We start from the raw sequence: 11651 nt of genomic DNA on the forward strand, positions 1-11651 counted from the left end.
TCGGCATTGCCTAGCATCAAGGTCTCAAACGTCGTTGATGGGGCCGACAACGGACCGGCAGCTTCGAGCCCGCGGATATCGAAAGCGGACATTCACGTCGAGTGGGCATGATCATGATCTGACCCCGAACAGACTGGGAGCGAGGTGCCAAAAGCTTCAACGCCGAAGAGCGATGGAGGTCAAATCAGACGATCCTCATTATGACATCGATATTGCCCCGTGTCGCTTTGGAGTAAGGACAAATCTCGTGCGCTTCATCCACCAGAATTTGTACCATATCGCGCTCCAGACTCGGCACGGCAATATCCAGTTGGACGCTAAGAAAGTGGCCGTTTTCTTCGTAGTTCAGATTCACCTCGGCCTCGATGCTCATCCCTGCAGGCAGCGCGATTTTTCGTTCGTGGGCCGCAGATGCGATTGCGCTTGCGAAGCTGGCCGACCAGCCGGCCGCGAGCAACTGCTCCGGATTGGTGCCGATGCGCGCCGATCCAGGCGTCGATAGCCAGATGTCCAGAAGGCCGTCGGAACTGCGCGAGGCGCCATTTTCGCGGCTGCCCGTGGTTGCGGTCCTGGCCGTATAGACAACCCTTGCGATGTGGCTCATTGGCATTCTTTTGCTGGTAGCGGTAACCGCCGCTTGGGCGGTTGCCGCGAACTCCATCAGGCGTCGGCTTCGACAACTGCATCGGCAAAGGCCTGCGGCGCTTCCTGGGGCAGGTTGTGCCCGATGCCGCCGGTGACGACCCGATGCGCGTATCTGGCCGGGAACATCGTGGCGTACACGCTGGCGTCCGGATGCGGCGCGCCATTGGCGTCACCTTCGAGGGTGATCGTCGGCACGCCGATGACCGGTGCCTGCGCGAGTCGCTCCTCGAACCCGTCGTATTGCTGCTCGCCGGCGGCGAGTCCGAGCCGCCAGCGATAATTGTGGATCACAATGGCCACGTGATCGGGATTGTCGAAGGCTGCGGCGCTGCGCTCGAATGTGGCATCGTCGAAATTCCACTGCGGCGACGCGAGTTGCCAGATCAGCCTGGCGAAATCCCGTGTGTATTTCTCGTAGCCGGCGCGGCCGCGATCGGTGGCGAAGTAATATTGATACCACCATTGCAGCTCGGCCTTGGGTGGCAGCGGCAGCTTGCCGGCTTGCTGGTTGCCGATGAGGTAGCCGCTCACCGAGACCATCGCCTTGCAGCGTTCAGGCCATAGTGCGCCAATGATGTTCGCGGTGCGGGCGCCCCAGTCGCAGCCGCCAATCGTCGCCTTTTCGATGCCCAGCGCGTCCATCAGGGCGACAATGTCCGCGGCAATCGCAGACTGCTGACCGTTGCGCATCGTGTCATCCGACAGGAATCGGGTCGTGCCGTATCCGCGCAGGTAGGGCACAATCACGCGGTACCCCTTTGCGGCAAGCAGGGGAGCGACATCGGCATAGGTGTGGATGTCATACGGCCAGCCATGTAGCAGGATGACGGGCGGGCCGTCGGTCGGTCCAAGTTCCGCATAGCCGACGCTCAGCACGCCGGCCTCGATCCGCTTCAAGGGCCCAAAGGACGCCGCAGGCTCGCCAGTCGTCTGTTGCGCTTGTGCCGGGCCGATCAGGCCGAACTGAGTGGCGGCGACAGCCATCGCGGCGGCGCCAAAGAACCGACGGCGATCTTGGTCGATCTCATCCGGGATATTGAGTGAATGCATTTGGGAACCTCTATCCTTGCGCGGGCGATCAGCCGAACGTGAATGCAAAGACCTCCACGCCTGAGTCGAGAAACTCGATCTCGAACTGCCGATCGATGATGGGTTTCGATTGTCGGATCAGTTGGTACAGGCGCTGCTCTGTCACTGCGCCTTCGCCCTTTTCATTGACGTCGATGCCGTGAGCCGTGCCTGGCGGCTGTCCGTCGATCAGCACGCGAAATCTCACAGACGTTCCCGGCGCTGCCGGACCCATGACCAGATGAAGGTCGCGCGCGTGAAAACGGTACGCGATGCGGCCATCGGACTTGTTCAGTACGGCGGTTTCTTTCCTTACCGTCCAACTGCCAGACAGCCCCCACTCATTCAGGCGTAGTCGCGCCGGCACGTCGTAGATGTGCGGCGCGTCCAAGACCGCTTCATCGCCGGAGGCAAAATTCTGGGTGCGTTCGTAGCCGAGATAATTTTCCAGAGACTTGAGGGTCTCCCAATTGGCCGCGGCTTCGATGCCGCGGGCATCCACCGACACAGGCTCACGGTCGAATCCGCCGGCGCCAGCCTCAGTCAGCAATTCCTGGATGACCATTTCCGACTGTTGGTATGAGCCCTCGCCAAAGTGGTGATACCGGACGCGTCCTCGCGAATCGACGAAATAGAGTGCCGGCCAGTACTGGTTGCTGAAAGCCCGCCATATGAGATGGTCATTGTCGACGGCGATCGGGTAATCGATCCCCAGGTCTTTCACCGCCCGGTGCACGTTGTTCAGGTCTTTTTCGAACGCGAACTCCGGCGCGTGGATTCCGATCACCACCAAACCATGCTTCCGGTATTTCTCGTCCCAGGTCTGAACGTAGGGAAGCGTGCGCAGCCAGTTGATGCAGGTGTAGGTCCAGAAATCGATGAGGACGACCTTGCCATGCAAAGCCGACGCCGCCAGCGGCGGCGAATTTATCCACTCGTTCGCCACGCCAAGCGAAGCAAGCTCGGATTGACCCTCAAACTGGAGGGAGGAAAGTCCGTGAAGAAACGGAACCCTCATCGGTGCGGAGGCTATCGGCTGAGCCACATTCGCGTCTCCCAGAAAACTGGCAATCGGAGCCCCGATCGCCAGTGCGAGCGCCACCGCGACGAGCAGCTTGGTTGCTTTCATCGACGACGCCTTTTCAGTTTCGATCGATATCGCCGCGCGGACGATTCGGCGGCGCGCTGCGCGCTGAATCCTTCAAAGCGGAAGCTCTTTGCCGGCCTGCTCAGCCACCATGTATTCCGCGTACCAGTCCGGCCAGTTCTCATCGCGCTGGCCGCCGTTGCGCTTCTCGTGCTCGCCGTGGGCCTCCGACGCGCGTCGCAGCGCGGCAGCAAGATCCGCTCCGGAAGCGTAGGTCGTGACATTGGAGTCGATCCGGCCGGGAAAGCGGGTGGTGATTTCCTGCAGCAGCCATTCGTTGCCGTCCGGGTCCTTGAACGTCGCGAACGAGGAGTAGCTGCGCCGCTCGGGATCGCGCCCCTTGACCGCCGGCCTGCCGGGACCTGTGCGGTGAAACGCCTCGCTGACCTCGGCGCCGTGGCCAATGAGCTCGACGCGCGCCGCCTCGATGTCCGACACGACAAGATAAAGTCCGCTTGCCGAGCCGGGCGCCGCCGTCGTGATCCCCGTGCCGAAGTGGATCGAGGCAGGCGAGCCCGGAGGTGTGAACTGCACACCCCGGAACGTATCGCCGACGACGAAATCGCCGTCGAGCCGCCAGCCCAGGCCGCTATAAAAGCTCTTGGCGCGATCGACGTCCGAGACGGGGATGACCACGACCTCGAGCTTCATGTCGAGCGCCTGCTTTTTGAGGGTCCCGGTCGCAGTTTCGCGCTTTTCGTCATGGGGCGTTTTCATGGTTTGAGACATTTGTCGTTCCTTTCGAGTGAGGTGGTTGTTTGGTTTGCCGCAGCGGCCTGAACGCGGCGCGCAACTCGGCAGAAAAGAGCTCCGGCTGCTCCCACGCGGCGAAGTGGCCGCCTTTGTCGACCTCATGGAAGTAGATCAGGTTGGGGTAGGCGCGCCGGGCCCAGGTCTCGGGGGCCCGATAGCCTTCGCCCGGAAAGACCGTGATGGCCACCGGCAGCGAGACTTCGCTGGTCTTTTCAGCGCCGGCAAAAACGGGACTGCGCCCGCCGCCGTACTCCCAGTAAATTCGCCCGGACGAGGTGGCGGTGTTCGTCAGCCAGTACAGCGTGATATCGTCCAGCACTTCGTCAGGCGACTTTTCAGGGTCGCTTTTGTCGTAGGTCCAGCCCGAAAAGCCCGGATGTCCGAGCATCCAAGCGGCGAGCCCTGCGGGGGAGTCATTGATGGCGTAACCGATCGTCTGGGGCCGGGTGCCCATCATCGTGGCGTAGGATCTGTTCCCCATCTTGGCGGCCATGCTGAGCGCATCGAACGCCGCGCGCTCCTTGTCCGTGAGCCCCGACGGCGCCGGTCCGCCGGCGGCGAGCACCGCGGCAATCTCTGGCGGTACGACAGCCGGCAGGTTGACATGAATGCCGAGCAGGCCTGCCGGGGCCAGACGTCCCATTGCATTCGAAACGGGAGAGCCCCAGTCGCCGCCCTGGGCGACGTAATCTGTGTAGCCAAGGCGCTTCATCAGCTCTGCCCAGGCTCGTGCAATGCGGTCTGTACCCCAGCCAGTATCTGTGGGTTTGCCGGAGAAGCCGAAACCCGGCAACGACGGCAGTACGAGGTCGAACGCGTCTTCCGGGCTACCGCCATGCGCCGTGGGATCGGTGAGCGGGCCGACGGTCTTGAGCAGTTCGAGCACCGAGCCGGGCCAGCCATGCGTCATGATCAGCGGCAGGGCATTGGGATGTTTCGAGCGAACGTGAATGAAGTGGATTTCCACGCCGTCGATCGTGGTCATGAACTGGGGCAGGGAATTCAGCTTCGCTTCCGCTGTCCGCCAGTCGTAGGCCGTGCCCCAATACTCGACGAGCGGCCTGATCTTCGCGAGCTGTATGCCCTGCGACTGGTCATCGACCGTCTCCCGGTCGGGCCACCGTGTCTGCGCAATGCGACTGCGAAGATCATCGAGCGGCGCTTGCGGCACATAGACTTTGAAGGGCCGGATCGAGCGATCCTCAACCGGGTTGGCGGAGGCGGGCGCGGAAAGGATGCAAAGCCCGAATGCCAGCACGGCCGCCAGTTGGTCGAGCCTCATGGCTGCACCGTCTTGTCCGGAGTGTGGAACGTCACCGTTTGTTTGGTGAAGACTTTGCCTTCTGGATCCACCACCTCGATCAGCACCATGTGCTGGCCGCTTGGCATGCCCACCAAGATGATGGTGTTGCTCTGACCGTAGTCCGCCCACGCCCAAGGCAGGTCGTCGACAGTGACGTGCAGATGCCCGACCCGCGGAGACACGTTGCGCGCGGCCGCCCCGCCCACAGGCAGGATGCGCAAGTTCTCCACCCGGTACGGGATGAACACGACGCCGCCGACCAGCGGACCCGGAAGCGGCGGCTCCACGATCAGCTTGGGTGCGGGCTCGTTGTCGATGGGAACGACCGTGCTCTGGGCAAACGCGCCCGTGGCGAGCACGGTGCAAGCCGCGAGTGCGGCGAGCGTCTTGATGAGGGGGTTCATTGCAGTCGCTCCCTTCGGAGGTTCGCTACGCAGCTATCGCTGGGCGGAAGATGACGCGCGTCCGGCGCGCCATCCCCCGCCAACACGTCATGTCTGCAACGTCTTGAATGTTGCGCGCACCTCATCGGTGAAACTCTTCGGCTGCTCCCAGGCGGCGAAATGGCAGCCCTTGTCCGTGCGGCCATAGTGCAGAAGCTTCGGGAACGCGCGTTCGGTCCAACTCTTCGGTGCGGTGTAGATTTCGCTGGGGTTCGCAGTCGCACCGACGGGAATTGTGATGCCCTTGGCGTCGAAGAAGCCGGCCTTCGCCGTTTGCGTATGTTCCCAATAGAGACGCGCCGACGAGATCGCCGTGTTCGTCAGCCAGTAGAACGTGATGTTGTCGAGGATGTCGTCGCGGGTAAGGCCCTCCGGCTCTCCATCGAAGGAACGGGCGATCAGCGCATAACTATCCGCATCGTGATCGAGGATCCACGCCGCCAGGCCGGCCGGTGAATCGACGATCCCGTAGAGAGTTTGCGGACGAAGAGCCATCTCGTTGGCGTAGCCCAGGCCGTTTTTGTAGAAGAACGCTACCTGCTCGTAGGCACGCTTCTCGTCGGGGCCAAGATCAGCGGGGGGCGGACCGCCGGAGGCTAGCGCCTTCACGATCTCCGGCGGAATGGTCCCCGGCATATTCGTGTGGATGGCGACCAGCTCGGGAGGTGCGATCAGGGCCATCTGTTCCGTGATGAGTGCTCCCCAATCGCCGCCCTGCGCGACGTAGCGGTCGTAGCCGAGGCGTCTCATCAGCACGATCCACGCCCGCGCGATGCGCCCCGGATCCCAACCGGTTTCGGTGGGCTTGCCGGAAAAGCCGTAGCCCGGCATCGACGGGATCACCACGTCGAACGCGTCGGCCGCGGTACCGCCGTGCGCAGTGGGATTGGTGAACGGATCGATGATCTTTAGGAGTTCGATGACCGAACCGGGCCAGCCATGCGTGATGATGACAGGCAGTGCGCCCCGATGTTTGGATTTCACGTGGATGAAGTGGATGTCCAGGCCGTCGATCTCGGTGACGAAATTCGGCAGCGCCTTCAACCGCGCCTCGCATTTGCTCCAATCATATTCCGTTCCCCAATACTGCATGAGCTTCTGCATCGTGGCGAGTTGCACGCCCTGCGTTGGCCCTACCGTCGCAGGGGTCGACCAGATCCGCCGGGAGGCCTCGTCGGAGACGAGCTCGCGCTCGGGCCAGCGCGTAGCGACGATGCGCCGGCGAAGCTCGGTGAGCTCCTCCTGCGGGAAGCTAACGGTGAAAGGGCGGATGCCATCGCTGGTTGATGCGGCGGCCTTTTGTGACGGGAGCAGGCTCGCGGCGCCTGCGGCGGCGATGCCGACCGCGGCAGTGCCCAAGAGTCGCCGGCGATCCTGGTCGATTGTTTCGGAGGTTCTGGTCGTGTCCATGGGACTCTCCTGGGGTTGATGGATGCGATCTGCACTGCTTGACGTACCCCCGGGAGATGGGATTAGCCCGTTATGCGTCGTGAGCTCTTGTTAGTCGCTGCCCGCCAGCCGCTTTTTTGAGCAGATAGGAGGGGCCAGACAGTGGAGACTCCCTATGGTGCGGGAGCGTTCCTTGACTTAAACTGAGGCGCTGGGTGCAGGCGGCTCCCAAAAGAAGAGACGCCATGACGATAACGGCAAGTCAGGCCAAAGACAGATTGTCGTTTGGCCCTTTCTGCTTGGCTGCGGGTGAAAGGCTCCTGACAAGAGAGGGCGCTCCCGTAGAGCTGGGCTCGCGCGCCCTTGAAATTCTCATCGTCCTGACTTCCGCGCCGAATGAAGTCGTCAGCAAGAAGGATCTGATGTCGCGGGTCTGGCCCGATGTGGTTGTCGAGGAAGGCAGCCTGCGGTTCCACATGACCGGGCTGCGCAAGGCGCTGGGCGATGGAAAGGATGGCGCGCGTTACATCGCGACGCTTCCGGGGCGCGGCTATTGCTTCGTTGCACCGGTCTCGCGATCAAGCACACACGACGAAGCCCCATTCATCGCCGCTGGGTTTCCGCATGCGAATCTTCCAAACCGCTTGAGCAGAATGGTCGGGCGGGATGAGGACGTTCTCAAGCTGTCGGCGCAGCTGAATGCTTCGCGGTTCGTCACCATCGTTGGCGCCGGCGGTGTCGGTAAAACCACCGTCGCGATCGCAGTCGGGCATCATCTGATCGACGCATTTTATGGGGCAGTTCTGTTCGTCGATCTGGGAATGATCGGTGATCCCGGTCTGGTGACGACAGCCGTCGCCTCGATGCTTGGGCTGTCCGTTCAAACAGAAGATGCCACGCCCAACCTAATCGCTTACTTGCGCAACAAGCGGATTCTCTTGATCCTCGATACCTGTGAGCATCTCTTGGATGCGGTGGCGCCTTTGGCAGCAAGCATCGTCGATGCGACGTCACAGGTCCACATTCTGGCAACGAGCCGCGAGGTGCTTCGGGTTGAGGGCGAGCATATCTATCGATTGGATGCGCTTGCCTATCCGCCCGACGAACCTGGACTAACGGCGGCCATTGTCCAGACCTTCCCGGCCACCCAACTGTTCGTCGAACGAGCGGTGGCAGGCGGCGCTCGTTTGGACGTCAGCGATGCGGAAGCCCTGCTCATCGCAAGCATCTGTCGAAAGCTCGACGGCGTGGCGCTCTCCATCGAACTGGCGGCCAGGCGCGTCGAATCCTATGGGCTGCAACAGACCGCCGCGCTTCTTGATCAACGCCTGACACTGCTGTGGCTCGGTTCGCGGACCGCGCCGCCGCGTCAGCAAACCCTGCAGGCGACACTAGACTGGAGCTTGGGGCTCCTGACCGACCTTGAGCGCGTGGTGCTTCGCAGGCTCGCTGTATTCGTCGGTCATTTCACGCTCGATGCTGCACTGGAGGTGGTGACGAGCGCGACCCTCGACCGATCGACCGTCCTTGGCGCCATGGACAGTCTTGTCGCCAAATCGATCGTGGCGACGCGTCCGGTCGGAGCAATGATGCGCTACAGGCTCCTCGATACGACGCGCGCCTACGTTCTCGACATCCCGATCGATGACGCCGAGGCTGCCGATCTGGCAGTGCGCCACGCCGCCTACTATCGGAGATGGCTGGAGCAGACCGGGATCGAGTGGCCAAGCCTGGCGACCGGTGAGGAGCGGGCGCCTCACTTCGCCGCCATCAACAATGTCCGGGCTGCCTTGGAATGGTGCTTCGGCGACAGCGGAAACGCCGACATCGGCCTCGGACTCGCCACCGCTGTCGCGCCGGTTTTCCTGGCAATGTCCTTGTTGCCGGAGTGTCATCGCTGGTCTGAAAGAGCAATATTCGCTTTCGACGATGCCGCCCGCGGCGGACTTGACGAGATGCATCTTCAGGCAGCCCTCGGCGTGTCCTTCATGTTCATGCGGGGAGGACGCGACAGGGCGCGCGTAGCTCTGGAGAGGAGCCTGGCGATCGCCGAGGAGCGCGGCGATCCGCTGGACCGGGTGCGTCTGTTGGGTCCGCTCAACATGTTCCATCTGCGGACGGGCAATTTCGCAACCGCCCTTGAGTTTGCAAGGCGTTGTTCAGCCACAGCCGCGACCTTGGACGACTCGGTCGCCAGCGCGCTGGCACACTCGATTCTGGGCATCTCGCTCCACCTGCGAGGCGACCTCGCGCAGGCCCGCGCAGAGCTGGAGGCGGCGCTCGACCGTGGGCCGCGCTCCCAGCGGACCACGACGATCTATCTGGGGTTCGAAGGCAAAATCCTGGCCAGGGCCATCCTGGCGAGGAACCTTTGGCTACAAGGCCATCCGGATCAAGCCATGGCACACGCCCGACAGGCCGTCGAAGAGGCTGCCGCCATGGATCATTCTCTAACGTTGGCGATCGCGTTGATCTGGGCGATATCGGTCTTCCTTTGGACCGGCGACCTGAAGAGCGCCGAGGCGTACATAGATATGCTCATCGCCCGCGCGGAATCCCATTCCATGACTCCTTACCTGCTGGTCGGTCGGGGCTTCAAAAGCGAAGTCGCGATCCGTCACGGCGATGCAAAAAGCGGCGTCGAGGGCCTGCAGACATCTCTTCAGAAGCTCCACGCGGCGCCTTATGAATTGCTCACGACGCCGCTCAATCTCTCGCTAGTTAGGGGACTGTCCGCGACCGGTCAGGTTGATGAAGCCATTGCGTTGATCGACGAGTCGCTTGGTCAAGTCGAACAGAACGGCGATCAATTGTACCTCCCGGAGTTGCTCCGGATGAAGGGAAGCCTCCTTCTCCAGTCGGAGCGCAACCGTGATGAAGCTGCCGCCTACCTCATGCAGGCACTGGAGTTGAGCCGAAGTCAGCGCGCACGGGCATGGGAGTTGCGAACCGCAACCGACATGGCGACGCTGATGGCCGGGCGAAGGGAGGCGGATAGCGCTCGCGAGCTCTTGCAACCAGTCGTGGAGCATTTCGTTGAGGGCCAGGACACTGCGGATGTTAAGGCTGCCGAGCACCTTCTGGCTACGCTGAGGTAGCAATCGTCAACGAAACTTCTTTCACTGATGATGACCTCTGCTTTGGGAGTAAAGTTGCTTGGCCTGTGAATTTCGTGATGGCCGCTTTTGGCGAAGGAACGGCGCTGTCGTAGTGACTGGAATGGGCGCAAAGCGGCCGGTCATGCCAGCCTGAACTGCACTGCAGGCACACGCGATTTCCGACGCCGAACCTCACATACCGAAGGGCTACCCCGCCTCCCTACGCCCCCAGCGTCGGCTCCGTATTCACCTCCAGCGCCTCTTCCGCCTCATCGTCCTCGCCGAGAACCTCACCTTCACCCCGGCGGCCGGCCCGATCCAGATCGGGTCGACCAGACGGTCGCGCTTGGGGTTGGTGGTGTTGAGGTGGATGAGAATGTCCGGCCCGCTGCTTGTTCAAGTCACTCACAGCTATTCACCGCCTTCAGCGCTTCGGCGCGGGACGGTTTATCCGCAATCCGTCGAACAGACGCGTAGAACCTTGGATAGTCGCCTGAACACAGGTCGAACAAGCGAAGGAATGCCGGAACCTGTTCGCCGTAGACGGAAGTCGCGGCGAGCTTGGCGTTGTTGATCGGCGTATCAAACCAGCGGTCGTATCCCCGGTATCCGGCCCAGCGCCGGTCGCGCATGTGCCGGTAGCGCAGCCGCAGGGTGTCGATCGCCGCTGCCTTGGCGGCCGCCATCTGCCGCGGGGTACGGGGGCTTCCATAGACCTGGGCCAGCTCGTCGCGCGTTTTCGCCACCAGTTTGAGAAAATCGGCGTTGCGCTTGCGAGCGACTTCGTAGCGGCGCAATCCGGCCCGATCGCCGGCGGCGCGGAGCCATTTCCTTGTGCCGGTGGTTTCGACGGCAACCGCGAAAGCCTCGTTGAATGCGGAATCGCCCTCCACATAGAGGCGCTGATGGGCCAGTTCATGAAAGACAAGGCTTGCGAGATAGGTGTCGTCCTGACGAAGCATGGTGCTGAGCAGCGGGTCGCTGGACCAGCCCAGCGTGGAATAGGCGGTGATGCCTGTGACGTAGACGTCCAGCCCCTGTCTCTGAAGCGCGACAGCGCTGTCCGTCGCGGATTTCCGGGAGAAGTAACCCCGGTACGGAACGCAGCCGAAAACCGGAAAGCACCATGTTTTCGGCGCGAGCGAGAATTGCGGCGCGGCAAAAACGGCCCAGGTCACAGCGTCCCGGTGGATGTCGACGTAGCTGCGGTAGCTGCTGTTGTCCGGCAGGGCCAGTTCATCTGTCGCGAATTGTCTTATGGCGCTCGCCGACGTCAGCTTGCTGCGCAATGCCGTGGGCGTCGAAGGATCACGGATCAGTCTTCCAATATTCTTGCGCGCCGCCATGATGCGTATATGACCCTCCAGCGACTGCGCGTAGTAGGAAATGCTTGTGCAGCCGGCCACCCCGAACGCCATGGTCAGCGCGGCCAGTATTCGAAGAACGCGCCTCACAGTTTGCCCACCGCTTGCTTGTCTGCCCATGCAGCTCCCGTTCTCAAACAGAGCACCGATCTTCGTCAAGCAGACACCGGCCCAAAGTTACCGCACTCTTCGCCCGCCCCGACAACCGCATATGAGATTCTTGCGAGGAGGACCCCACCCTAACCCTCCCCACAAGGGGGAGGGAACGCTGCCGCGCACCTTTACGTCCTCCTTGGCATTGAAAGGGCATGCAATTTGCCGAGGTCAGCGCCAACAGAAGTTTCCCTCCCCCTTGTGGGTGTTTGGACCGGGGACATCGCGAACAGGTGTGCGAGGACATCGCGAACAGTTTGGCGCGCTTTGCGCTGGGGGGTTCGGGAT

The 11651-nt window shown here is 62.2% G+C and carries 9 protein-coding genes; 1 reads left to right on the forward strand and 8 read right to left on the reverse strand.

The genetic code is table 11. The features are described from left to right. Window positions 1-184: 184 nt before the first annotated feature. From NKH42_RS25530 to NKH42_RS25560, 7 genes are all read right to left on the reverse strand, one after another. Window positions 185-604 carry an Ohr family peroxiredoxin gene (locus tag NKH42_RS25530; RefSeq protein WP_352506303.1) on the reverse strand — a complete coding sequence of 140 codons (420 nt, stop codon included), beginning with the start codon at window positions 602-604 and terminating at the stop codon, window positions 185-187. 56 nt (window positions 605-660) lie between these two features. Further along, entirely contained in the window at window positions 661-1680 is a 1020-nt protein-coding gene (locus NKH42_RS25535; protein WP_352974633.1) for an alpha/beta fold hydrolase, read from the reverse strand. Window positions 1681-1723: 43 nt separating this feature from the next. Next, entirely contained in the window at window positions 1724-2842 is a 1119-nt protein-coding gene (locus tag NKH42_RS25540) for a redoxin domain-containing protein (protein WP_352506304.1), read from the reverse strand. Between the two features lie 72 nt (window positions 2843-2914). Beyond that, complete coding sequence (locus tag NKH42_RS25545; RefSeq protein ID WP_352478279.1) at window positions 2915-3511, reverse strand: VOC family protein; 597 nt, start codon at window positions 3509-3511, stop codon at window positions 2915-2917. Window positions 3512-3560: 49 nt separating this feature from the next. After that, on the reverse strand, window positions 3561-4895 hold the full coding sequence (locus NKH42_RS25550) for an epoxide hydrolase family protein (RefSeq protein ID WP_352506305.1): 1335 nt from the start codon (window positions 4893-4895) through the stop codon (window positions 3561-3563). Beyond that, on the reverse strand, window positions 4892-5320 hold the full coding sequence (locus tag NKH42_RS25555) for a DUF6130 family protein (RefSeq protein ID WP_352506306.1): 429 nt from the start codon (window positions 5318-5320) through the stop codon (window positions 4892-4894). The genes NKH42_RS25550 and NKH42_RS25555 overlap by 4 nt, the downstream gene beginning before the upstream one ends. Window positions 5321-5407: 87 nt before the next feature. Further along, window positions 5408-6769 (reverse strand): epoxide hydrolase family protein, encoded by a 1362-nt coding sequence (locus NKH42_RS25560; protein ID WP_352506307.1) that lies wholly within the window; start codon window positions 6767-6769, stop codon window positions 5408-5410. A gap of 224 nt (window positions 6770-6993) precedes the next feature. Between NKH42_RS25560 and NKH42_RS25565 the strand changes: the two genes are divergently transcribed. Next, the gene (locus NKH42_RS25565) at window positions 6994-9846 is read left to right on the forward strand and encodes an ATP-binding protein (RefSeq protein WP_352506308.1); all 2853 of its coding nucleotides are present in this window, start codon (window positions 6994-6996) and stop codon (window positions 9844-9846) included. 401 nt (window positions 9847-10247) lie between these two features. Here the strand turns inward: NKH42_RS25565 and NKH42_RS25570 are convergent, their stop codons facing one another. Then, window positions 10248-11264 (reverse strand): aminopeptidase, encoded by a 1017-nt coding sequence (locus NKH42_RS25570; RefSeq protein WP_352688096.1) that lies wholly within the window; start codon window positions 11262-11264, stop codon window positions 10248-10250. Between the last annotated feature and the right edge of the window lie 387 nt (window positions 11265-11651).

The sequence above is a fragment of the Mesorhizobium sp. M1142 genome, from assembly GCF_040318565.1.
Lineage (GTDB): Bacteria > Pseudomonadota > Alphaproteobacteria > Rhizobiales > Rhizobiaceae > Mesorhizobium.